A 25,200-nucleotide genomic window follows, 5' to 3' on the forward strand; every position below is an offset into this window, starting at 1 on the left:
TTGTTTGCTGTACGCTTATTCCTTGCTTGGACCAAAAAAACAAACGACACAGGGCTTTTCCCCATGCCGTTTCGGATTTCATTTTAATTCCAGGTCTTGTCTTTGAGCTTAACTTAATGACATTGCCCCTAGAGGTCGGCTTTTGGCGTTATGGCATTTCGCGTTAAACCATGACTTTGCAAATATCGTTCGTGAATTCGACCGGATCTTGAATCGGCAGGCCTTCGATGAGAAGCGCTTGGTTGTAGAGAAGGCTCGTGTAGAGGTTCAGCTTCTCCTTGTCTTTCTCGTGCGCATCCTTGAGCGATTGAAATACCGGATGGTTAACATTGATCTCCAGCACCTTGTCGGCTTTTACGTTCGGATTGTTCGGCATCGCGTTCAGGATTTTCTCCATCTCGATCGTTACGTCGCCTTCCGTGGTGAGGCATACCGGATGGCTTCTCAATCTCTTAGAAGCACGAACGTTCTTCACCTTGCCGGACAGGAACTCCTTCATCGAATCGAACAGCTCCTTGCTGTCGTTCGATTCGGAATCCGCGTCCTTGTCCTTCTCGTCCGCTTCGATTCCCAAGTCGCCGCTCGATACGGATTTGAATTCTTTTTCCTTGTAGGTCATCAGCATCTTAATCGCGAATTCGTCGATATCGTCGGTGAAGTATAGGATCTCATAGCCCTTGTCGGAAACCATCTCCGTCTGCGGAAGCTTCTCGATCCGCTCGTTCGATTCCCCGGAAGCGTAGTAGATGTACTTCTGATCCTCAGGCATTCTCGATACATACTCATCAAGAGTAACTAGCTTCTTCTCCATGGAGGAGTAGAACATCAGCAAGTCTTGAAGAACGTCTTTGTGAGTGCCGTAATCGTTGTAAACGCCGAACTTCAGCTGTCTGCCGAACGATTTGTAGAACGCCTCGTACTTCTCTCTTTCATCCTTCAGCAAGCTTTGCAGCTGGCTCTTGATCTTGCTTTGAATGTTCTTCGCGATCAGCTTCAACTGGCGATCATGCTGCAGCATTTCCCGCGAGATGTTAAGGGACAAGTCTTCCGAATCGACCATCCCTTTGACGAAGCTGAAGTAGTCCGGAAGCAGGTCCGAGCACTTGTTCATGATCAGCACGCCGTTCGAGTAGAGCTCCAATCCTTTCTCGAATTCTTTGGAGTAATAATCGAAAGGAATGTTCTCCGGGATGAACAGGATGGAGTGGTATCTTACCGCGCCGTCGACGCTGATATGGATATGCTTGATCGGCTTATCGAATCCGTAATGCTTCTCGGAGTAGAATTTCTCGTAGTCTTCCGCCGTCAGCTCGCTTTTATTCTTTTTCCAGATCGGAACCAGGCTGTTGACCGTTTGCTCTTCCTCGTATTCCTCGAACTCGCTGTCGCTGCCTTCCTTGCGACGGGAGCCGGAAATGTCCATCTTGATCGGATACCGGATGAAATCGGAGTATTTCTTGATGATCGCCTTTAAGCGATACTCCTCCAGAAACTCATCGTAGCTGTCGTCCTCCGTGTTGTCTTTGATCTTGAGGATGACTTCCGTGCCAACCGAATCCTTCTCGACCGGTTCGATCGTATATCCGTCCGCACCCGTGGATTCCCACTTATATGCGCTGTCGCTATCCAAGGCTTTGCTGATAACGGTAACGACGTCCGCTACCATGAATGCCGAATAGAAACCGACGCCGAACTGGCCGATGATGTCGTGGCCGTCCTTGGACTCGTTTTCTTTCTTGAACGCTAGCGAGCCGCTCTTCGCGATAATTCCGAGGTTATTTTCCAGGTCCTCTTTGGTCATTCCGATACCGGTATCCCGGATGGTTAGCGTTCTGGTCGCCTTATCGGCGGTCACTTTAACGTAGTAATTGTCTTTGTCGAAAACCAAGCGGTCGTCGGTTAAAGCCTTGTAATAAATCTTGTCGATCGCGTCGCTCGCATTGGAGATCAGTTCCCGGAGGAAAATTTCCCGTTGCGTATAGATGGAGTTGATCATCATTTCCAATAGTCTCTTGGATTCTGCTTTGAACTGCTGCTTCGCCATGGATAATTCTCCTTTCGATGTATGGAGCGATAAGGATAAGTAGGGTTTGTTAAAGTTTAGCACTCTTGACCATCGAGTGCCAACACTTATTTATTTATCATTATCGCATGGCGATGTCAATACTAATTCCATGCCTTAGAAACGACCCGAGCTTACTTCCTCGCGTTCGCGCTGCCGGTATTCACCGGGAGTCGCATCCGTCCATTTACGGAAAGCCGTCTGGAACGCACTGGGCTCGGAGAAATGCAGCAAATAAGCAATCTCTCCGATCGTATATTCCGGCTGCGCTAAATAACGGATAGCGAGCTCCTTGCGAACCTCATTGGCCAATCGGTTATACGAAGTATTCTCCGCCTTTAGCCGTGATTGCAGAGTTCTAGGGCTCATCAAGAACTCCTTGGCCGCTTCCTGCAGGTTTGGAAAATGGGACGGCATGCAATCGATGATCCACTTGTTCAGATTGCTCGTCAGTCCGGAGTAATTGGAGGTAAGCTTTGCTCTAACCTCCTCGGCCATCGATTGAAAGACATCTAATAACCGCGTATCCGAACCAATAATCGAATAGTCAAGTATCTCTTTGCTTAACCGCAGCGAATTGACTTTCTGATGGAATAGCGGCGTAATCCCAAATACAGCCTCATACTCTTCGATTTGCGACGGCGGGGCGTGCATGAATCTAATCTCTTTAATGGGGAGAGGTCGACAGCTTAACGCAAGCAGCGTCTGATAGAAGGAGGCCGTCATGCACTCTATAAAGTGCCGGCCGGGAGCTTCCAGCGAGTTGCTGAGAAACATGGAAATGACGACATCCTCACCCGGAACCTCAATGTCGACGTTGAAGCCGCTGCAATCGATGAAGTTATATTTCTGATAAGCCGATAGCGCTTTTCCCAAAGTCTTGGAATGCAGCATGACATAGCCAAGAACCCCTAAATCGGAAAGGCTCAAACGCTGGCTCTGATGAAGCCCGAACATGTCATCTCCGGTATATCGGGCAGCTGCATTGACAATACGTTCAAAGTCACCCTGAACTATACGAGCTTCCGGGATTCGGAACAAACCGGCATCTATCCCCGCGTAAGCGCAAAAGGAATCCCAATCGTACCCGCCAAGCGCCATCGTCTTCATTATTGGAAACACAAGAGACACGGATACGTCGTCCCTGTTCATTCAACCTCTTCCTTCCATTGCGTGAATGATCAATTTATTCGCGTTATTCATCATTTTTTCATCCGGCCTCCGGACGTATTATTGCAATATAACGATCATATCATCATAGAGGTGTTAAAATGAAGAATAAGATTGCGGTAATCATCGGACACCCAAATCCTGAAAGCTTTTCCAACGCGCTAGCGCAAGCCTATACGAAAGGTGCAATAAGCAGTGGAGCGGAAGTTCGTGTCATTGATCTCGGACAGATCGAGTTCAGTCCAGTTCTGAAGTACGGCTACCGTAAGCGGACGGAATTAGAGCCTGATTTAGTAGCTGCGCAGGAGACGATCCGCTGGGCAGATCATCTTGTATTCGCCTATCCTAATTGGTGGGGCTCGATACCGGCGATCTTGAAGGGCTTCTTCGACCGGGTGTTTCTACCAGGCTTCGCCTTCGAATACGAAAAACCTACTTCTTTTGTGCCCAAGCAGCTGCTTAAGGGGAAAACTGCGCGCCTCCTCGTGACGATGGATACGCCACTCTGGTACTACAATACAGTTTTAAAGAGCGCCCAACACACTATTATGAGGCGCAGCCTTCTGCATTTCGTCGGCATCAAACCCGTAAAAATCACCGAGTTCACAATGGTTAAGTTTAAGAAGAAAGAGAAGCTGGATCAATGGTTACGGAAAGCCGAGCAACTCGGAGTTAAAAGGGCATAATCGCGGAAAAGATAAACATCAATATACGTAATTCGATAACCCAAGCCTAGCTCCGGCTTGGGTTTATTTTCGCCAAATTAGCTCCTTATTAGACATCTCGTATAGCGCATATGTATACTTAATAATATGGCTAGCCACTACTAATTAATCAATATCAAAAGTGGGATTACGGAGGAATTTGAAATGAAAATTATCTACCATGGTCATTCCAGTATTCAACTCGTATCGGGCGACAAGTCGCTCATTATCGATCCGTTTCTCAGCGGTAACCCTCAGGCCGTAACAAAGCCCGAAGACGTAAAAGTAGATGCCGTGTTATTAACGCATGCTCATATGGATCATATTCTTGACGCGGTACCGATCGCCAAAGCCAATGACGCTCCCGTTGTATCCATAGTCGAACTTGCAACTTATATCGGTTGGCAAGGGGCTAAGACGATTGGAATGAACATGGGAGGTACCCTCGATCTTGGATTCGCCAAGGCAAAAATGGTTCAAGCCTTCCACAGCTCCGGAATAGTAGACGAGGCTAACAAACAGATTTTATATGCTGGAATGCCTGCCGGTTTCCTCGTGTTCGCCGAAGGTTTGACGATTTTACATGCCGGGGACACGGCTTTATTCAGCGATATGAAGCTAATCGGCGAGCGAAATCGCATTGACGTCGTCTTCCTTCCTATCGGCGACCACTATACGATGGGACCGGACGATGCGCTTCAAGCCGCCGAATGGTATAACGCGAAGCTTGCGATCCCGGTGCATCACAGCACATTCCCCGCTATCAAGCAAGATGCAGATCTGTTCGTAAGAAACCTAGAAGAGCGGGGCTTAAAAGGAAAAGTCATGGTTCCGGGAGACGCGCTTCACATAGAAGCGGAGTAAGAAGATGAGAGGTTGGGGGCAGCCTGATTCCACAAATTACGATGGGTCAGAAAGCGATGAAAATCATTGTTATTCACTCCATTCAACTTCGTTGGCGTCCTAAGTACGATGAAAATAATCGCTGTTGAGTGAAATCGTTGACCAATCTGAGGAAAATTATCCCAACAGCGATGAAAATCATTGTTACTTACTCCTTACTACTTCGTTGGTGTTCATAGTACGATGAAAATCATCGCTAATCCATTAATAAAAGGTACTGCCCCAAGGGTTTCTCAGCCCTTTGTAGTACCTTTTTCTTATAACTGCTTTCTATTGTTAATATCTAAGGAAACAACTAACCTGTTCTATGCGTCTATACTTTCGAGGTGGTCAATGTGAGAATGAGATTATTTGGCATTATCCTAAGCTTCGTAATTCTACTTGGTTCGGGAATTCTTATAACGCCGCAAACCGCTCACGCTTGCTCGTGCGCGTCTCCCGAGTCCCCTGAGCAACAAGTAAGGGAAGAGCTTGAACATAAGTCAGCTATTTTCGCGGGCACGGTGGAAAAAGTGACCCCGCCTTGGTTCAAAATCTTAAAGTCATCGGCAGATCCTGTCAAAGTAACCTTTAAGGTTTCCGCGGTATGGAAGGGAGAGCTCGGTCGGCAGGTGATCGTCTACACCGCTAGGGATTCTGCCAGCTGCGGTGTAGATGATTTCCAAGTCGGCACGGAATATATCGTCTCTGCCAGCCTGAAATCTAAATCTCTTGAAACAAACATATGCGCATTAACGAAGCCCCTCGCATCTGCTGAAGCGGAGCTAGCCGTCCTTGGCGAGGGTTATCCGCCGACCGCCAAACCGTTCGATCAGATCGATCTCTCTCCTATGTCGATCATCGTTGCTATAGCGACGATACTATTCGGCAGTTTTATCGTAATCAAGATCATAAGGCATCGACGTAAATATAGAGTTTAGGGTATAGGAGTTTCCTCCTCCCATGTTGCTGATAAATACTTTCGAACAAAATCCTCCAATATTTCGGGATCCGTGTTCCCCCATACATCGATTAAAGTGGCGTTATTATTTTCTTCTTTATGATGGATTTGAAGGTTGTAGCGTCCCTTCTGCAAATTCATTAATACTGCAATGTCCGTTCCAAAGCCGTTAAGGATTTGGGATCCCTTCGGATAGCTGATAGAATAACTTTCGTTGCTTTTCTTTTTCAAAGCTGAGGACATACTCGCATCATAGGACTGCGTGACCACGATCCTTTGCTGGTTCGAAGGATTCACGTACAAATCCAGATAATATAAAGGTGCATCGCCAATCCTTGTTTTTCCTTCTTTTTTATACCTGGCGGGTAAAACAACACCCACGCTCTTGATTTTCTCCCACGGCTTGATGGCGCTAGGTTGCCTAATAACGAAATCAGCTTTTTTTCTGGATTCCATAAGATTATAAGTTTTTGCCCCTTCCACTTCTGTTAAGCCCTCGAATGTATCCAATGGGGTTTTATAGTTAGTTAGATCCTCGTTACTATCCCTTACAATGACCTTTGTATTCCCCCAATTGAATCGATAGTAAGAAAACGCCGTCGTCATGATCAGAACAATTGCAAATAGAGTTATGAAAACGGTTTTGCGCGGACGATTTGAATTTTCCGCTAAGTAGGTTTTCCATACGTCATCAAACGAAGCTTGCGGGAAGTGTGAGTCTAAATGTTCTTTTAATGTATGGGATATCCTCGATTCAAGCCGATTCATACTCTACGCCCTCCGATCTCTTCTAGGGGATATTGAAATTGTTGTTCTTCGGGTAATAAAATTCGTAATTTTTTTAGTGCATGATGAAGTCTTGATTTACAGGTTCCCAATGGTATCCCGAGTATCTCCGATATCTCCGGAAGCTTAAAGCTCATATAATAATGGAGAACGATCATTTCTCTATATTTGAGTCCAAGCTTATTAATTTTTTCCCATAATTCAAATTTCCCCTCGTTCGCAAGCACAATGTTCTCTAGAGAGATGGCTTGTTGTTCCAGTGGTATTCTCCATAACGTAAGCCGCCGTTGCTTCCTCAGTAACTTCCTCGCGGTATTCAGGGCTATTTTATAGATCCAAGGCTTGATTGGCTTACTTTCATCGAAGGTATCGTATTTTTGAAAAAATTGAATAAAAGCATCTTGTACGATATCCTCGGCATTTGCTGCTGACTTGGTAATAAGTAGCGCGACCCGATAGATGTATGTGGAATGTTCCAGATAAATCTGTTGGGCTTTTTCCTTGGATAGACTCAATTTATTAACCCCCTTCTTTATTCGTTGTATATATCCTTTTCCCGGGCTAAAGGTTCATTTTTTTCGAAAAAAAGTTATCCCTCAAGCGGTTTCTTGAACCGTTAGAAGGATAACCTGTTTTTGAAGCATCCGTTTATCCCATCAAGCTCCATTCCTTAGCCGCTCGTCCAATAGTAGAAATGCTTCCCGTAACTTATCTTGAGGCAGCAAAGCATAACGGTCACCGATATTAACCTCGAACACGCAGCTCTTCTCGTCTATTTCCCTAAGCCAACTCGTGAATCCGATATCCGTTTGTTCGCAGATGGCGACGAGGATCGGCTCTAGCTTCTCCTTCGGCATCTCCACATGAACATGAAACATATTCGATACGGGTACTTGAGGAATCGTAACGATGGCATGACTTTGGTTATACTGCGACGCGAGCTCTTTCGCTTCCCTGTAATACTGCTCCATTCTAGGAAGCCGCAGCTTCATGTAATAATCCGCACTGAGAATATAGGGATACAGGCTGATCAAATCTCCGCCGTGGCGTCTCTTCCATATTTTCGATTGCTCCGTAAACTCGCGATCTCCCGCCAGAACGGCGCCCGCAATTCCGCCCAGCCCTTTATAGAACGAAATATAGACGCTGTCGAATAAACGGCAGATCTCCTCGGCCGTTTTGTCGTAATAAGGGAGGATTTCAAACAGTCGCGCTCCATCAAGATGCAGCTTAACGCCCTTATCCCGGCAATGCGCCGATATCGCTTCCAGCTCCGCGTACTCCGGCAACTGACCGCCAATCTCCCTTTGCGGCAGCTCCAGCAGCAAGCAGGCGATACCCTCTTCCATACCCAGCACGTCCGCTAACAGAACGGGTCGGGTTTCATCTGCAAGAAGCACGGGCTCCAAGTGATGCAGCTCTTTCATTCCGTCCTTCTCATGGATCTCTACGTGGGATAGCGGGTGATACGCCACTTTCCGCAATCCCGCCTCATCGCACCATATACGGAGCGCGATTTGCTGTGCCATCGTTCCGCTTGGAAAGAACACCGCCGTCGGTTTGCCGAGCAACTCCGCCATTCGCTCCTGAAATTCATCGATGATCGATCCCGAACCGTACATATCGCTGTCGAGATCGCCATCGTATTGTTCTAATGCTTCTTTCAACACTTGCACATTTCGTTTGCCGTGGCCAACTATCGGATATTTGGCGTGCTTATACGCCTCGGATAAAGTCGTAGATTCTTTCATAAGGAAATCTCCCTTCAAGACCTGATACCGCTTGGTCACTCTGCTTGAGTCTAGTAATCCGCTCTCATTTTACCATGACAACGAATCGGATGGCGCGATCATAACCTCACTCATTATCAGTTGCGTATGTCTCAGCCGCTACGGAAAGAAAGTAAGCCAAATCCGGTTTGATTTACAGAAAAGAAGGCCCACGCGTAATTGCATGGACCTTCTCAATTATTTTGGAACAACGTTCCGTTATTTCACTCATGGGCTCAAGTTTCGGCGATATAACGGAACGAGGTTCCGCTATTCCACTCATGGGCTCAAGTTTCGGCGATATAACGGAACCACGTTCCGCTATTTCACTCATGGGCTCAAGTTTCGGCGATATAACGGAACCACGTTCCGTTATTTCACTCTACCAGACAATGTCGTTACGGAGAGACCTCTAGTTCGTACTTCTCTGCGACCTTGAGCAAATATCCTTCGACCCGGTCGAAATCGCCGATCTTGTTGCTCGTAATGACGAACGGCTCCTCCCACCCCCGAACGTGAACTTCAATGCCCTTCACTTCGACCGTCCGCAGCAGCTTTCGCACGGGCTCTTTCACCATGACCAACCGATCCAGCTTGCTATACTTGATGTGGGTAGGCTCGTTCTCCTTCTCTATCTTAAGCACCATCTCATCCGCGTCCAAGTTGACATCCACTGCCTTCAGCATTTAATCGCCTCCTATGCAGATTTGACCTAATATCTATTGGACGTATTTTTCCGTTTTCAATCAGGGCGGATTACTCATTTTTTCATTTCTTCTTATTAGCTTTGTTATTTGCCTTTTCTATGTTCTCGGCAACTCTAAATGCAACGATTCTGCTAATTAATCCATAAGGGAGCGGCTTATCGATAGGAAATTGAATCGCCCCTTTCGACCCTTTGTATGCGGATAATTCTTGTTTAAAGGCAATAATTCCGCTCGGAGCCGGATAGAATCCGATATGATTTTTATAAGCGGCGAAATGCACCAGATTTCCATGCAACGCGAAAGTGGGCATCTTATAGGACATCGTTTCCTTAGCGTCAGGCGCTGACTCCTTGATCACCTTCCTAAGCGTTCGAAGCGTTTCCTGAATCTCGGGGCGACAAGTTGAAATATGATTTGGTTTTGTCAAAGCCGAAGTCGGAGCAAATCTTGTTTAAAACTAAAACCGCGCTGCATCGCCTCTAAGGAGGTTAGCATAGCGCGGTATTCACGACGATTATTCGTTACTGTAAAGGGTAAAAATCAGATCCCGCTGACCGTTGTTTTCCGTTTGCCACGTGGCGCCGCCATCCAGAGAAAGCTTCTCGTATCCATCCGGGTACGTATTGTTGTCACTGTATGCGAACCCGTAGTTGTTGTCGGTAGAGGCCGTGTCCACCGATTTCGGCGATTTCAGGATGAGCCCGTACTTCTTGCCCGCTTCCAGATTCTTGAGCATCGGATAGATGGAGTACGGACTTACGCTCCCCGGAATGTTATAGGCCGGCAGAGAGGCTGTAAATATCTTCTCCTTCGGGTTGTCGTTCTCGTCTAACGTTACGATGTCGAAATAGTAGGCGTCTGCCGGAACGGCATTTACGTAGCTTTCGTAAATGTAGACGTCGAGCTTAGGCAGGTCGGAGTTCTTCAGCGTGAATACCTGCATCCGTTGCACCTTGGCGCGAATATCGGAATAATAGGCGTACTCCGTATTACTGTTGTCTTGCACGATGACCGGCCCGCTATTCCCGTCATCATGATAGGCCTCGATCTCTTCGATCGACGGGATAATGTAGCTGGTCGTCATGTACAACCTGAGCTTCGATGTCGTAACCGTCTTGAAATTGATCGCCTTGTCGTCGCCGACCGTGAATCCTTTGGTAATATCGACGTATTTTGTCCCATCCCAATACTGAAGGGCGTAATTCGCGATTTGGAAGTAATCGCCTTTGTGTTCTTTGATGACGACTCTGTTGACCTCGGTTTCCGCTCCGAAATCAATTTCCGCCCATTCCCCGTTTACGTGTCCGTTTGCGGCACTCCACCGGGTGGACAGAAGGCCGTCGTTCAGTTTATCCCCTTCGTATCCGGCATCGCTCCAGGTCGAGGATACGTTCACCGGTTTGCCCAGAGCCAAATTCACCGGATCGCTTCCTTCCTCCCGGCCCGCTCCGCCCTTTGACACCTTCACGATGGCCGTCCCCTTGGGTGGCAGCGTATAGGTAAACTTCTCCGATTCCTTCCCGAGCGATTTCCCGGAGTAAATCTCGGTCAACGTGTACTTGGCGTTCGGATTCAGTCCGACATCGGAGAAAGCGACCGAGATGCTCACTTCGCCCTTGGTGTTCCAATTCGTAAGACCGACATAGACGTCGCCGTTATTATCCGTTAAATACAGTACGGACGGCGAACGCTCGCCTTTGTGATACACGTTAGTCATGCTCACAGGCTTAGCTGCCTTGCCCATGCCTACGAGCTTTAGAAGCTCCTTATTTTCCAGAATGTCCATTCTCTCTTGGGAGAGGAAATGAAAGTTGTCGCCGGCGAGCCAATGTCCGCCGCCCATCGCCACGGTCGTGGCCAATTGCTTCCCTTCCTTCTGGCTGTATTTGTACCAGAAACCTTGGGCAAAGTTCTCCGGAATGATCATGTCCGGATCGTTGTATTCGTAAAGCGTGCCGTTAGTCCACCACGAAGCGGCCGTGTTGAAAGCCTGTCGTTCTATGCCGGAGTAGCCGTCAACCCCGATCGTCGTGTCGCAGCCGCTTCTCCTGCCGTGAGCGAAGGCCGCCGGGAGCAGAGTGGCGATCGATTCGTTAATGTAGATCGGCCGATCGGCGGCAAGAACCATATCGCGGATGATGCCCATGCCGATCCGGTACGCCTGGACTCCATTGACCGAAGGATCGTAATGTTGCCCATCGTACATACCCATGTCGATGAAATCCAGCTTCAGGTAGTCAAAACCCCAATCGATATACTTCTGTATGGCGCTGCGGAGCGCGATTTGGGCTCCGGGATGGGTGAGGTCCATGGCATAGGTGCCTATATAAGTCCGAATGAGCTTGCCGTTCTCGTCCTTGAGACAGATATCGCGGTGCGTATAAGGGGTTCCCGGAACCGGCAGATCCATCCACGCGTCATAGATGGTGAAAGGCGTCTGGTAGCCCCCGACCTTCAAGCCTTTGCCGTGAACGTAATCCGCGAAGGCTTGCATCCCGTCGTCGAAAGGCAGACCGGCTTCCGGCTGGAACCCTCCATCCAAGTTGAAGTACTCGTACCCTAACGGTTTGAGATGCTCCGCCATGTAATCCACCAAGGGATACATCGCTTCTGCCGTCGCATAGTTGTAGTGGGAATAATACGTGTTATATCCCATCGGAACGGCTCCGTCCCACTTCAAATGGGGCTCCGCGATGTTGTAAACCTCGCCATATTCCTCCAAGCCGGACTGATAATCGTCATAATAGGCCAAGAAAAACTTGTCGGACGTAACCGTCTCTCCGCTTTGCGTTCCGCCCCAGTTGTAGATACCGAAAGAGGTCAAAGGGCCGTTCGCGCTTAATGCTTCTCCGAGCCGTTGGCTGCTCTTCCACTTCTTCACGGTCGCGGCGCCCGCCACGAAGCCTTGTTTCCCGGAGTTGTCGAACATGGCGGCGACCCAATGGCTGACGCCGTTGAATTTCTCCCATTTGAGCTGTTCGCCCTCGAATCGGTCGGCTCCGTTCTGGCTGTTGCCGAAATCATTCACGGGAGCGACTCCGAAATCGAAGTTGTTCGAATAAGGAGTCGTAAAGACGCGTTTGTCGTTGCCCGTCCCGATATCAAGGAAGGAGGAGGATACGGGTTCCATGATTTCGATGCTTTGGGAAGCCGGACCCATCACGCTCATGTCGGTTAGGAAGTAGGACTTGTCGGGATAGAAGTAAAGGTCAAGCTGAATCGTAAAGCCGGATTCCAGTACGCTGCCGATCGTCAGCTGCACGCCGCCCTTGCCGTAACCGTCATCGGCGATGTCATGCCATTCGGCAGTCCGTTTCGCAGGATCGGTTGAGCGGTATCTCGCGTCGTTACCGGAAAGCTTGAAGTTCGAATGAAAGTCGCGCAGCACGGTTTTGCCTTGCCAGGCAACGCTGCCCAAACCGGAATCCAAATCGTAGGTAAATGTATACTCTCCATTCTCAGCCGAGACGACCTGGTTGTTCTGCTCGATTCTCAATTTCTCTTTACCGTTGCCGACATCGGGCATTGCCATTACCCCCATCAAAAACACGAGTAATACTGCAACCGCTTTCAACTTCGTTCTGCTCATCATTTTCCCTCCCGATTATAAATGGAGAGCCGAAAGACGCAGTCACGCGACGATCGGCTCTTTTCCTGCAAAGACGTTATTTCCACAGTTCCGCGCGTTTGGTGAAATTCTCCGTATAGACTTTTTCGAGCTTCGAAAGCCCTGCCGTCTCCATCTCCTGAAGCATTTTTTCGTACAGCTTCACGGCTTCCCCTTCATTCGGAGCCATCACCATGCGAGGGAAGTACTTGGAGCTTAACTCGTTAACCTTCTGCTGCATGATCGCTTCCGGCGTTCCGCCGCTCGGTCCCAAATTGTCATAGGGAGCCGTATCAAAAGAAGTGTCCGCCAGGTTCTTGATCGCAAGATCGGCGACTTTGTCCGTCTCGTAACGGCCGATCAAATCATAAGGCGTTCCGTCGGATCCGGGACCGTTCTTGATCGTCCAGGTCCACTTCCGGATGCCGGATTTCAAGGAATACCCGCCCCAATCCTTCTTGAAGCCTTCCAGTACCTCCGGTTTTGGAACGTGCTTGCCGTCTTTCATGTCCCAATGCACGCCTTCGACTCCCCACATCAGAAGGTACTGACCTTCTTCGCTGGCCAGGAAATCGAGGAACTGGATGGCGCGGACAGGATCCTTGTTGCTCTTGGAAATTCCTATGCCGTCCCAGCCGAGGGAGCTCTTCGGACCGAATGTCGTCTTGGCCGGATCCACTCCGTCCGCGACGACCTTATAAGGGAAGAACTGAGCCTCTTCCTTCTTGGTCTGGTCTTTAGCCTCTTCTTTGAGGATCGCGTTAGGCTTGCCGGCATTCCAGAATGCGTCCGCCGTCGAGAAGATCGTTCCGCTGGACAATTTCTGCTCATACTGCGCCGTCTTGTTGGTTGCCCATTCCGGATCGATCAAACCTTGCGTGTACAAGGAATTCATGAACTTGATCATCTCGATGTATTTCGGGTCCTTCACATCGGCTTTGATTTCGCCGTTCGTTTCGTAATAAGGCATTAAACCGAACATGCCCTTGAACGTTCCCGTAATTGCCCCCGTATTCTCCCCGTTAAATGTCAAAGGGTATGTGGACTTGCCGTCTACCGTCGGATATTTCGCTTTATAGCTCTTGAGCAAATCCACGAATTCCTGAGCTGTGAACGGCTGCCCGTTCTCCGCCTTATCGACCGCCCCAAGTTCCTTGAGCACGTCCATCCTCATGAGGAATCCGAAAATCGGATATTGCTCCAGCCCGTACCAGTTGGCCAAATAGTAGTTTTTACCGTCGGTATGCCGGGTCTTGTTCAGCATATCGCCGTACATTTCCTTGATGTGCGGTCCGTATTGGTCGATCAGGTCGTTAAGCGGAGTCAGAGCTCCGGCCGCGATGTACTTGTTCAGAAGATCGCCGCGCGAGATCGCCATCAAATCGGGCAGATCGTTGCTGGCCAGCATCAGGTTCAGCTTCTCCGACGGGTTGCCAGTAGGCTGTTGGATTTCCAACATAACGCCGGTACGCTTGGTCACTTCCTGCGCCACGGGATTGTTGAACGCATCCCCGACGTTCTGATCGAAGAAAGTAAAGGTGATCGGCTTGCTGTCCGGGGCGCTTGCGCTTGCGCTCTCGCTTGCTTCCCCCGTTGCGGGCGCGCCGGTCTCGGACGCGCTTGGACTTGCGGATGGTTTCTCGTTGTCGCTGCCGCATGCCGCGAGCATCGATACCAACATCATCATAATTACCGCCAAACGAAATTGACCCTTTGTCTTCATCGCTAATCTGTTCCTCCTCGAATGTGTTTGATAGCGATTTCAATTCCAAACGAATGTGCATGAAATCGCTATTGATTAGCTTCAATTTAATCATCTGGCCTGCGACTTTTCTATATTACAAAGTAACTAAACGTAACGGAAAACGACTTTCATAGAAACATCGTCGTCCTGGGGATGCGGATTTGTACCGACGTTCCGATCCCGAGCCTGCTGTAAACCTGCACGCCGTACCGCTCTCCGTAAGCCAGTTTAATCCGCTTGTCCACGTTGTAAATCCCGTACCCTTCCGGCTGTTCGATTCTATTCCGCATCTTCTCGAATACGTCCCGGGGCATGCCCATTCCGTCGTCAATAACGGAAAACAGTGCGTCATCCCCGTCGGCGGCCAGCTTGATGACGATGTTGATTCCGCATTCGTCGTCCCATATCGCGTGGTTGATGCAGTTCTCGATGAACGGCTGTACGATCAGCTTTAAAGTCGTGTTCTGATAAAGCTCTTCATCCAGCACGTAATGCACGTTGAACAGGCCCTCGAATCTGGTTTTCTGAATCGAAATGTAATGCTCGGTCAGCTTGATTTCCTTCTCGATCGTGATGCATTTCTTGCCTTTGTTTAGCGAAATGCGGTAAAACCTCGCCAAGTCGTCGGCCATCCGGTGGACCTGGGGATTGTTGTTTTTGATGGCGAGAGCCGAAATGGAAGCCAGCGTGTTGTAGAGGAAATGGGGAGTGATCTGCGCTTGGAGGCTCGTCATCTCGGCTTCGTTCTTGGACAGTTCCGTCTTGTATACGTCGTGGATCAGATCCTGTATGGTGACCGACATCTTGTTCAAGGCAAAGGACAGCTGGCCGATTTCATCGTCTCCCATCGGCTTGAAGGACAGAGCGAAGGATCCGCGTTCTACCTTGCGGATTTGCTGGAGCAGGAACTCGATCCGTTTGGTCATGAACTTGCTGGTGCCGTAAATCATGACGATGGCCGCAAGAATGCACGCGATCGAAATGAACAGCATTTTCGTCGTGGCTTTCTGGGCTTGTCCCAGCAGTTCCTCGTACGGAAGCAGGACCAGCGTTTCCCAGCCGTTTTTCAACGTCTTTTGCATGACCATCGTCTTTTTGCCGCCGATATCGGAGATTTCGGAGATGTTGCCGATGTTCCTGTCTTTGATGCCGGACGTGATGATATTGCCGTTCTCGTCGGCGACGACAATCGTTTTGTTGTTGTTTTCCTTCTCGATCAGGGAGAAGAGCTCCCTTTCCGAGATTTCCATGGTCAGTATGCCGTAGGGGTAATTCAGGCTCAAATAATTCAAGGAACGGGCAAGCGTGACGGTCTTCTCCGCGGGGGATTGGTTGTTTGGGAAAAATTGCGTGATATTGCCTCCTGCCTGAAGGGACTGCTCTCTTAAGGCGTCCGGCAATGCTTCCATATGTTTAATGAATAATCCGTCCGAAAACAGGGACTTGTTTTCCGTGTAGATCGTGATCGATTTCAGGTTGGGATTCATGGCGAGCATCTTGTATAACGTCTTGTTGATATAGTCGTACGCGTCAAGATAGGATAAATCCTTAGCCTCGTAGGTGTTGATTAGATAGTTGCGCAATTGCGTATCCAGATAGAGCAGGGTCGCGACTTGGGCGTACATTTCGAGCTTGTTCTCGATATTTTTGTTTACCTGGTCGATCGTGCTTCCGATGTTCTCGACCGCCTGGCGGATCAACTGGTCCTTGACCGTCTGGTAGGAATAGAGCACAAGGAAGGAGATAGGCAGAATCGAGACGAGCAGGTAGACGAGAAACAGCTTGCTTCTCAGGCGCTGATTCTTGATTTTCCGATAGAGTCGAGAGAAGATGCTATAGAAACTTTTTGCGATATTCATTCGGAGTGACCCCTTGGTTTTTATAGAAAAAAGAACAGAAATACGAGGTATTGTCGAATCCGACATTCCTAGCGACATCGTGAATCTTCAGCTTTCTGTCCCGGAGCAATTCGAGCGCCTTCTGCAGACGGACCTTGGTCAGATACTCATGAACCGTGCATCCCTTCTTCTCTTTGAACAAAACCCTCAAATAGTTGGGGGACAGGTATACCCTTCCCGCCAAATATTCGATCGTCAGGGCATCCGGATACTCTTTGTCTATGATATCGGCCACTTGCTGTACCAGCACGGCGTGCCGATCCTGATGCTTCTCCTCTAAGTATTCGCCGGCCCGGTACAGCAAGTCCTGAACGAACGATTTGATCCCGGCGACCGATTCTATTCTTGCGAGGGCTTTGCTCCATTCGTTCGAGCCTCCGAATCCCTTGTCCGCCCAATCCTCGTATTTGGATAATTCCGAGAATATTCCCTGGATCAAATTCGATGTTACCCCGTAAACCGTCTTTCTCGGAACCCGCAACCGAACCATTCCGTCGTAGATGCGGCCGACTTCCTCCTTGGAATCCGGCAGGCTGGACCATTGCAATTTTTCCGAAAGAGCCTGAACCGCGAGGTGATCGTGCTCTTTGCTCTCTTCTTGCACCTCTCCGGAATAAATAACATTGCCTGATCCTCTGTAAAACCGTTCATCCACCGCTTTTTCAGCTTCCATTAGCATGTTCCGAGCCTGGCTTAACAAGCCCGCTGTTTCGCAGACGCCGATCGTGGCCGTCCAATCCCACGTTGTACGGATCGATTCCGAAAGAGTCTGCCAGAAAGATTGGATATCCGCGCCTTCAGCGCAAGGGACGGCGAGAAACCACCGGTCTGCACTAAGCCGGATGAACGTTCCCGTTAGCGAGAATGCTTCCATCAGAGAATAAAACACTTGAAGGGGATCGTCTTGTTCCTTCAGAAACTTTGCCGTCGCATCCGGAAGAGCGTACGGGTCATCCACTTGCACTAGAGCGCATATATAAACTTGGCTTAGATAATTCGGGTCCAATCTCGTCAGATCGAGCCAGGATTCCTCGGCGCTTTCGCTGCCGGCTTCGCTTAGAAGATCCCCGATATTTTTGTCCACCAGCATTTGCTTGGAGCGGCGGAGCAGTTTGCCCTTCTCCACCTCCTCCTTCACCTTGGACATGACGTCCGACAATTCGACCGGATCGACCGGCTTGAGAAGATAACCCACCGCACCCGCGGTGAGCGCGGATTTCACGTAGGCAAACTCGTCATGCCCGCTCAAGAAAACGATTTTCATCCATTCGTACCGTTCCTGAATCAGCGACGCCAATTGAAGTCCATCCATGATGGGCATTCTTACGTCCGATAAAACGATATCCGGCAGCAGAGATTGGATTTCATTCCATGCCTTTCTGCCGTTCTTGGCGGAGCCCACGACACGAATTCCCATACCCGCCCAATCGATATAGTCTTTGAGCAGGTCAAGTTCTATGGATTCGTCCTCGACTAAAAATATGGAAAACATGCCGCATCCCCTCTGCCCCTTGATTAACACCCATTATACTACGGAGCGGGGCTCTACGAAGATAGCGTTTTCAATGAAAGACGTTTTCCCGTATGTTTCTGCACATTGTATTATTGATGACCGCGCCCGGCGGGCCCTATAATTTCTACATTACATCGAAACGGGGTGCATCAATTGGAAACGGCCGTAACCGCACCGCTCAATAAAGCCGCTCCGGGCAAAGCCAAGAAGAAGTTGGTCCGCAGGCTGAGCGAGCAAAAATATCTCCTGATGATGCTTGCGCCGGCAATTATTTGGGCTGTCCTGTTCGCTTATTTACCGATAGCCGGCGTTTATATGGCATTTGTCGATTATCAACCTTCGCTAGACGACTTCTGGAAAAGTCTTTACCATGCCGATTATGTCGGGATGCACTGGTTCAATTACTTTTTCCGAAACGGCGATTTCTACATCATCATGAGAAACACGATCGCATCCACGATGCTGACCTTGCTTTTCTCCTTTCCTGCGCCGATCATTATCGCCATTGCGATTAACGAAGTCAAAAACTCCATGTTCAAAAAAACCGTGCAGACTGTCTCTTACCTCCCGCATTTTATCTCATGGGTTATCGCGGCCAACATTATCGTAACGGTCCTGTCGTCGGACGGTATCGTCAACAGCATACTTAAATGGCTTCATTTGACCGACGAAAGCACTTTATTCCTTCAGAAGGGCCAATATTTCTGGTGGATCGTGGCCATCGGAAATACGTGGAAAGAGATGGGCTACAGTTCCATCATCTATCTCGCTGCCATTTCCTCAGTCAATATGGAATTGTACGAGGCCGCCAAAGTAGATGGGGCCGGACGTCTCAAGCAAATCCTGTACATCACGCTGCCGCACTTGAAGCCTACGATCGTTGTTCTACTTATTCTGTCCCTCGGAGGCGTCCTGAACGCCGGGTTCGACCAGCATTATTTGCTCGGAAACGGACTGAACCGGGAATATTCCGATGTCCTATCTACCTATTCCTTCCGGTACGGCTTGCAAAATTCGCTATTCTCGTATGCTTCGGCAGTCGGGCTGTTCAATTCCGTCGTAGCTTTCATCCTGGTCGTTTTCGTCAATTTCGCTTCCAAGAAGCTGAACAACCAATCGCTGTTCTAAGGGAGGTAACGCCAAGTGGCGAAAAAGCTTTCGTTATCGGATATCGTGTTCGATGTATGCAATTACGCTTTTCTGGCCCTGATTTTCGTCATCACGTTCTATCCGTTCTGGAATATTCTCGTGGTGTCCTTGAACGATGCCACCGACTCCGTGCGCGGGGGATTGTATTTGTGGCCCCGGATTTTCACCTTGGACAGCTACGCCACGATTTTTCGCAATACCGAGCTGCTCGTTTCCGTGAAAGTCACCGTTCTGCGGACCCTGATCGGAACCCCTATCTCCGTGCTGGCGATCTGCATGATGGCGTATTCGCTCAGCAAACGCGAACTGATCGCATGGAGATTCCTTACGCTGTTTTTCATCTTTACTATGTATTTCGGCGGCGGGTTGATCCCGACTTATATGATCATCAAATCGCTCGGTTTGATCGATTCCTTCTGGGTTTTCATATTCCCCGGCTTGATTGGCGTATTCTTAATGATCCTCGTACGTACCTATATTGAAGGACTACCCGCGGAGCTTGAAGAGTCCGCCAAAATCGACGGAGCGAACGATCTGGAGATCTTCGCCAAGATTATCCTCCCGCTCTGCATCCCGGTCTTGGCCACCATTGCTTTGTTTATCGGAATCGGCCACTGGAACTCGTGGTACGACTCGTATATTTATACGTATAAGCCGGAGCTCAAAACCCTTCAAGCCGTCCTTGTCAAAATCCTCAACCAATTTCAGACGGGAACCATGGTATCGGAGGCGCAAGCGCTCGCCAACAGCTCCAAACGGATTCCGGTATCCGGCGAAAGCATCCGGATGGCCGTGACCATGGTGGCGACGATCCCGATCGTGATGGTGTATCCGTTCGTACAGAGGTATTTCGTCAAAGGAATCATGATGGGCGCCATTAAGAGCTAAGGCTGATTTCATATGTTTGAAGCTGCATGTGATTGGGTATAGAGTCCTTAGGAATGATTCTATAAAACAGGAGGAATGTGAATGAAATTGAAATCATTAGCGCTCATTGCCGTTCTCGTCATCTCTACATTGTCCGCTGCCCTGTCCCCAGTCGTCGCTTCCACGCAGAACGCCCCGGCCAAACTCGATACCCTGTTAGCCGATGCGCTTGCCACAAGCTCGTCACCCGTCGAAGCGATTGTCACCTTCCGGGGGAATAACGCTCCGAGCACGCAGCAAGTTGATTTGCTTAAACAGGTCGGGATCACATCCGGCGTTACTTTAAAATCCTTGCCGATGGCCGGCGTGCTGGTTACATCTGACCAGGTGCAGGCACTGTCGAAGCTTCCCGAAGTACGTTCTATCTATCTGAATAAAAAACTAGAGTATTATAACTATGACGCCACAGCTTTGACCGGTGTTGATCGCGTTCGTACGGACGCATCGATGACTTCAGCAAATAAGGGTTTGCCTGTCTCCGGCAAGGGCGTGACCGTTGTGGTGAATGACAGCGGTGTAGATGGAACGCATAAAGATATCCAGTACGGCACGCATTTGATCGAAAATGCAACAGGTACGACGAATCTACATGCTTTGAGCGACCTGTTACCCATTACATATCTTGAAGGTGTTCCGAATACCGACACCAACTCCGGCCACGGAACGCACGTATCGGGAACGGTAGGCGGGACTGGAGCCATGTCGGCGGTTAAATATGAAGGCGTCGCCCCGCGGGCCGATTTAGTCGGATATGGCTCGGGCGCGGCGCTCCTCATATTGGATGCTGTTGGAGGCTTTGACTATGCCCTCGCCAATCAAAGCAGGTTCGGCGTCAGAGTCATAACGAATTCGTGGGGTTCTTCAGGGGGATTTGACCCGGAGGATCCGGTCAATGTCGCAAGTAAATTGGCTTATGATCGGGGTATAGTAACGACTTTTGCCGCGGGTAATTCTGGCCCAGGCGAGGATACGCACAATCCATATGCAAAAGCACCTTGGGTTATCTCGGTTGCGGCTGGGGATAAACAAGGAAAACTGGCGGATTTCTCGTCCCGGGGAGTGAAGGGTGCTGGCGGCACCTTTACCTTGGACGGGGAAACCTGGACTTGGGAGGATCGCCCGACAATTACAGCACCGGGAGTAGATATCATCTCTACCCGCGTATTGGCGCCGGTTTCTTCTCTTGCCATTACGGATGACGCTAATCAAATTGAGCCTGCTTATCTGCCTTTCTATACCTTAATGAGCGGCACATCCATGGCTACTCCTCATGTAGCCGGTATTGTTGCTTTGATGCTGGAAGCTAATCCATCATTATCTCCGGCACAGGTCAAGCAAATCCTTCAAGACACGGCTACCAATATGCCCGGAATGGAACCATGGGAAGTCGGCGCAGGTTATGTTAACGCCTATGCGGCTGTGGATCGAGCCTTCCAGGAACGAAACTATGGCACAACGGTTAATCTCAACCGAAGCTTCAATAGCTCTGTGCAAGTCTCCGTTAGCCGGACGCCGTTTGTTGCGGATTACAACCCAGTAACATTAGCCTCGAACAATAAATATCCGTTTACCGTTCCAGCCGGATTAACCGAATTGGCTGCACGAATCGATGCGGCAGGAGTACTTGACTCGGGAAATCCGGTTAACCTGGTCTTAATCGCTCCGGACGGTACGGAATATAGTTCGGGAGTCAATCTCCTTTTCGCTCTGTATTATGACCGAACGGTTTCGGTAACCTCCCCGACGCCTGGAAACTGGACGCTTGAAGTTCGGGGTTTAAGGGGTGCCGCAGAGAATCCAACCGGTGGAGCCGGTTTGCCGGAACAAATCCCTGGTACTTTAACCTTCAAAACAGCGGGTGGTTTCACCGGATTGAATGACATCACTGGACATCCGGCTGAATCGGCGATTAAGCTGGCGGTTAATGAACGTTTGGTTGATGGATATTCGGATAAAAGCTTTAAGCCGAATGAGTATATTCAACGTCGGGAGATGGCCAATTACTTGGTTACGGGCGCTGGGATCAGGCAATTCCTGCCGAGAGACGGATCCATTTCTTATCCGGATGTGGGCGCAGAGGATCGTGCATTCGTGGAGGCAGTTACCGCCAAAGGAGCGGCAATCCGAGACGGTGTACAAATTCAGAAAGGCGTCATGACTCCAACGAATGCTGGCACTTTCTCGCCGAACGAATCGGTACGGCGGGTGGATCTGGCCTATTCATTCGTGCAAAGCCTCGGACTGGAGCAACAGGCATTAGACAAAAATGGGACCGCACTCACCGTACAGTACGGGATGGAGCGCGTTGCAATCGAAGATGCAGCTGAGATCCCGGCAGAATTAAGAGGTTACGTGCAAGTGGCTCTCGATATGAATATCTTGAACGCCTACTTTACGGTAACCCAAGGACCTTATGACCTTAAACCAACGGTCCACGCGACTTTTAACCCGAAACAAAAAGTAACAAGAGGCGATTACGCGGTTGCAGCAACTCGATTCTATTCATCCTTTTTGATGCCGTAACTCATCAGATATGAAAAAGAAAAAACGATTCAGGAGAACCTGGATCGTTTTTTCGTGTATCTACCTGTAACTACTTGCGGCTTCAAAAAGGATATATCCAGAAACGTTCCGTTCCAAAACGCTCTTGGATTTCTTTATCTTTTAATTTTTTGCTGCCTAATAATTCAGCTGCTTGGAATTGAGACCGATGAGCTTGTATGGATGCCATCTTTTGCTTCAAATAATCTTTGACATCATTTATCACATGAGGTTCCCCGATAGCTTGATGAAGATTTTTGGCAAAGGCCATGCAGTGGACGGGAGGCCTATCTTCCTTGGGCAGCCTTCCAACCGTTCGGATAACGGCAGCTCCGCATGCATCATGATCGGGATGAACGCTGTAGCCTGGATAGAAAGTAAAGATCAGCGAGGGGTTAAGCTCTTTCAGGAGAGCGTCAATCCGTTCATCCAACAGCTCTTGTTCCTCGAACTCGATCGTTTTATCGTGAAAACCAAGCAATCTTAAATCCTGTATTCCAATGGAACGACAGGACGCTTCGAGCTCCTTCCTGCGTATCTCTGGAAGTGTTACCCGATTAGCAAATGGCGGGATGCCCATATTCCGTCCCATTTCTCCTAATGTCAGACAGGCATAGGTGACTTGGGCTCCATTCCGTATATGCATAGCTAGCGTTCCCGATATCCCGAAGGCTTCGTCATCCGGATGCGGCAGAACAACAAGAATATGTCTTTCCATTCTACTCTTCAACTCCTCTACCGAAGGGCTTCCGGCTTAATTGCAAGGATACGATCAGCTTGCCCTGGCTGTCATGCCCTGCCAAGATCAATCTGCTCGTCTCGCTCTCTTCATAGTGAGTCAGCCCTTCCGAGTAAACCCATCCCTGCATCATTTTTAAGCCGACCCGATAAGGTCCGCTTCCGGAAATCGACCCATGGGAATACCGAATGATAGCATTAGTAATGAAAGTAGCGGCCGGATGCTTAGAACTATCTAAATGGGCAGCGTATGCTCCCGTTGTCATCTCTAGATGGATATAAAGATCCTCATCTTTAAGTGCATCTATCCTACGTTGTACTTCCGATTGATTGATAAGCTGCAAGTTCGTGCCTCCACTTCGTGAGTATTTCTCACAAAGTATACCCTGCAAAGCTTCGTAACTCAAATTGTTAGCGTTCAAGCGCCGTCTCCTGAATTTCGATGGCGCGTTCGATTCTGAGCTCTCGAAGCTGGGTGATGAAGTCCTCGAAGCTTTCCAGCGGCTCAATGCCGAAAATAATCTTCAGCGACATCTCGTCCACAAGCGTCTCGACATCCTGCATGATGGCCGAAAACTCCGCGCTCTCTTTTTCCGTCTTGGGGACCTGGGTTAGCAAATGGAGGTCGGCATCCGTATCGGACCATACCCGCATAGCCTCCTTCTGCTCCGGCAGAACGTAATACTGCTCCAGGTAACGAATGTCCTGAACGAAAGGACCGAAGTAATTCGCCCGCGTATACATGGCCAGTGCTTGCGAAGGAGCCAGCTTGTCCGGATTCCGCAGGATCAGGTCGGTGTAGGTTGGATAATCGTCCTTCATCTCGTAGCTAAGCCCCTCGATGCCAAAGTTGAAAAGCAGGTGGCCTTCCGGGCTGTAGCCGTAATCCAGCATTCTGGCCGCCGCTTCGACGTTAGGGCTCTTGGCGGATATCGCAACGCCGCCTGATCCTGCATAAGCATAGCTTCTTTGTCCGAACTTCGGTCTCTCGCCTTTATTCAGCACCGGATAAGGAGCGGGAATGAATTGCGCGTTGGGCTCCTTCTCCCGTACGAACGGCTGCCAAGTTCCAATGCCCGCTCCGGCGTTCCACACGCTTGCGCCGCTTCTTCCCGAGATCATATTCGCATCCAGCGTTTTGGTGTCGACCGTCGCGATATTTTTGTCGATCAGCCCTTCGGCATACCACTTGCGGAACAAGGCCAGGAACGACTTGTAGTCCGGCTCCAGGGGGCCGAATTTGACGCGCCCCTCATCCAAGTAGAATCCTTTCTTGATGCCGAAGGCGCCCACGAAGGCTCCGCCCTCCACCCCGGATAACGGATTGGGCACGCCAAGAAAGGTCAGCGGGGCATCAACGCCCTTGCGTTCTTTGAAAGCTTTTAGCACCGTGTACCAATCATCGATCGTCTCCGGCGTCTGCAACCCCAACTCATCAAGCCAGTCCTTGCGAATAATCGGACCCTGATACGTTCGCAGCCGATCGTCTCCGCGAATGAACGGAAACACATAGTAGCTGCCGGCGCCGGTTTTGACCTGCTTGTCGATCTCCGGATGCTCGTCCAAGTATATTCTCAAATTCGGCGCATAGCGTCCAATGACGTCGTTCAGCCGCAAAATATAACCATCGGCAATCGCCTTCTCCGGACCTCCCGGGAAGCTGTCCCACTCGAATTCCATCATATCGGGCAACTCGCCGGATGCCAGCAGCACGTTAATCGCTTCTCTGGCTTGATTGGCCGGAGGCTGAATGAATTTCAGGCTGCCGCCAGTCCGGCGCTGCCACTCCTGGAAGAAGGGAACCTCTTGAAAGCTGGGCTTGATGCTCGCCGCATTGCCGTTCATTTCACTCCAATACGATAGCTGCCCGGCACCGGGATCTGCTGAGGTTCGAGCCGAAGCCGCCGCGGAGGCTACGCTCCCGGTTTGCTCCAATACGTCCGGTTTCGAATTCGAGCAGGATACAAATAACAGCGCGGCAACGAGCATTAGTTGAACGATGGCTGCCTTATTCGCTTTTGTTCTCATCCGCCGCCCCCCTT

At 49.6% G+C, this 25,200-nt stretch carries 20 protein-coding genes; 6 read left to right on the forward strand and 14 right to left on the reverse strand.

The features are described from left to right. Window positions 1-163: 163 nt before the first annotated feature. Both htpG and E2980_RS21810 read right to left on the reverse strand, forming a co-directional pair. Window positions 164-2,044: a molecular chaperone HtpG gene (gene htpG, locus E2980_RS21805; protein ID WP_135154343.1), complete on the reverse strand. Its 1,881-nt coding sequence runs from the start codon at window positions 2,042-2,044 to the stop codon at window positions 164-166. 135 nt (window positions 2,045-2,179) lie between these two features. Beyond that, window positions 2,180-3,214, reverse strand: coding sequence for an AraC family transcriptional regulator (locus E2980_RS21810; RefSeq protein ID WP_135154344.1), 1,035 nt, complete (start codon window positions 3,212-3,214; stop codon window positions 2,180-2,182). Between the two features lie 119 nt (window positions 3,215-3,333). On the opposite strand from E2980_RS21810, the gene E2980_RS21815 reads away from it, so the two are divergent. The 3 genes from E2980_RS21815 to E2980_RS21825 all read left to right on the forward strand — a co-directional run bounded on the left by E2980_RS21815 (window position 3,334) and on the right by E2980_RS21825 (window position 5,759). Further along, window positions 3,334-3,918, forward strand: coding sequence for an NAD(P)H-dependent oxidoreductase (locus tag E2980_RS21815; RefSeq protein ID WP_135154345.1), 585 nt, complete (start codon window positions 3,334-3,336; stop codon window positions 3,916-3,918). A gap of 183 nt (window positions 3,919-4,101) precedes the next feature. After that, on the forward strand, window positions 4,102-4,800 hold the full coding sequence (locus E2980_RS21820; RefSeq protein WP_135154346.1) for a metal-dependent hydrolase: 699 nt from the start codon (window positions 4,102-4,104) through the stop codon (window positions 4,798-4,800). A gap of 380 nt (window positions 4,801-5,180) precedes the next feature. After that, window positions 5,181-5,759 (forward strand): hypothetical protein, encoded by a 579-nt coding sequence (locus tag E2980_RS21825; protein ID WP_135154347.1) that lies wholly within the window; start codon window positions 5,181-5,183, stop codon window positions 5,757-5,759. Here the strand turns inward: E2980_RS21825 and E2980_RS21830 are convergent. The 9 genes from E2980_RS21830 to E2980_RS21870 form a co-directional block, all read right to left on the reverse strand. Continuing rightward, a complete protein-coding gene (locus E2980_RS21830; protein ID WP_135154348.1) occupies window positions 5,756-6,547 on the reverse strand; it encodes a hypothetical protein in 792 nt (263 codons plus the stop codon). The two genes, E2980_RS21825 and E2980_RS21830, sit on opposite strands and share 4 nt — an antisense overlap. Beyond that, window positions 6,544-7,080: an RNA polymerase sigma factor gene (locus tag E2980_RS21835; RefSeq protein ID WP_167747219.1), complete on the reverse strand. Its 537-nt coding sequence runs from the start codon at window positions 7,078-7,080 to the stop codon at window positions 6,544-6,546. Before E2980_RS21835 ends, E2980_RS21830 begins: the two co-directional genes overlap by 4 nt. 141 nt (window positions 7,081-7,221) lie before the next feature. Further along, window positions 7,222-8,316, reverse strand: a complete 1,095-nt coding sequence (locus E2980_RS21840; protein WP_135154350.1) for a threonine aldolase family protein — start codon at window positions 8,314-8,316, stop codon at window positions 7,222-7,224. 416 nt (window positions 8,317-8,732) lie between these two features. Then, window positions 8,733-9,020, reverse strand: a complete 288-nt coding sequence (locus E2980_RS21845; RefSeq protein ID WP_135154351.1) for a hypothetical protein — start codon at window positions 9,018-9,020, stop codon at window positions 8,733-8,735. 82 nt (window positions 9,021-9,102) lie between these two features. Beyond that, entirely contained in the window at window positions 9,103-9,468 is a 366-nt protein-coding gene (locus E2980_RS21850) for an iron chaperone (protein WP_135154352.1), read from the reverse strand. A gap of 87 nt (window positions 9,469-9,555) precedes the next feature. Then, entirely contained in the window at window positions 9,556-12,630 is a 3,075-nt protein-coding gene (locus E2980_RS21855; protein WP_240703138.1) for a discoidin domain-containing protein, read from the reverse strand. A gap of 76 nt (window positions 12,631-12,706) precedes the next feature. Next, window positions 12,707-14,371, reverse strand: coding sequence for an ABC transporter substrate-binding protein (locus E2980_RS21860; RefSeq protein ID WP_240703139.1), 1,665 nt, complete (start codon window positions 14,369-14,371; stop codon window positions 12,707-12,709). Window positions 14,372-14,520: 149 nt separating this feature from the next. Further along, entirely contained in the window at window positions 14,521-16,251 is a 1,731-nt protein-coding gene (locus E2980_RS21865) for a cache domain-containing sensor histidine kinase (protein ID WP_135154354.1), read from the reverse strand. After that, complete coding sequence (locus tag E2980_RS21870) at window positions 16,226-17,782, reverse strand: response regulator (RefSeq protein WP_135154355.1); 1,557 nt, start codon at window positions 17,780-17,782, stop codon at window positions 16,226-16,228. Before E2980_RS21870 ends, E2980_RS21865 begins: the two co-directional genes overlap by 26 nt. Window positions 17,783-18,016: 234 nt before the next feature. Between E2980_RS21870 and E2980_RS21875 the strand changes: the two genes are divergently transcribed. The 3 genes from E2980_RS21875 to E2980_RS21885 all read left to right on the forward strand — a co-directional run bounded on the left by E2980_RS21875 (window position 18,017) and on the right by E2980_RS21885 (window position 22,402). Further along, window positions 18,017-18,931, forward strand: coding sequence for an ABC transporter permease (locus tag E2980_RS21875; RefSeq protein ID WP_240703141.1), 915 nt, complete (start codon window positions 18,017-18,019; stop codon window positions 18,929-18,931). Between the two features lie 15 nt (window positions 18,932-18,946). After that, entirely contained in the window at window positions 18,947-19,840 is an 894-nt protein-coding gene (locus tag E2980_RS21880) for a carbohydrate ABC transporter permease (protein ID WP_135154356.1), read from the forward strand. Window positions 19,841-19,921: 81 nt separating this feature from the next. Then, entirely contained in the window at window positions 19,922-22,402 is a 2,481-nt protein-coding gene (locus tag E2980_RS21885) for a S8 family serine peptidase (RefSeq protein ID WP_135154357.1), read from the forward strand. Between the two features lie 82 nt (window positions 22,403-22,484). Here E2980_RS21885 and bshB2 read toward each other — a convergent pair whose 3' ends face one another. The 3 genes from bshB2 to E2980_RS21900 all read right to left on the reverse strand — a co-directional run bounded on the left by bshB2 (window position 22,485) and on the right by E2980_RS21900 (window position 25,186). Further along, window positions 22,485-23,138: a bacillithiol biosynthesis deacetylase BshB2 gene (bshB2, locus tag E2980_RS21890; RefSeq protein WP_135154358.1), complete on the reverse strand. Its 654-nt coding sequence runs from the start codon at window positions 23,136-23,138 to the stop codon at window positions 22,485-22,487. Between the two features lies 1 nt (window position 23,139). Continuing rightward, window positions 23,140-23,502 (reverse strand): YojF family protein, encoded by a 363-nt coding sequence (locus tag E2980_RS21895; protein ID WP_135154359.1) that lies wholly within the window; start codon window positions 23,500-23,502, stop codon window positions 23,140-23,142. A gap of 67 nt (window positions 23,503-23,569) precedes the next feature. After that, entirely contained in the window at window positions 23,570-25,186 is a 1,617-nt protein-coding gene (locus tag E2980_RS21900) for an extracellular solute-binding protein (protein ID WP_135154360.1), read from the reverse strand. Window positions 25,187-25,200 lie beyond the last annotated feature (14 nt).

The sequence above is a fragment of the Cohnella luojiensis genome (genome assembly GCF_004564235.1).
In the GTDB taxonomy this organism is placed as follows: domain Bacteria; phylum Bacillota; class Bacilli; order Paenibacillales; family Paenibacillaceae; genus Cohnella; species Cohnella luojiensis.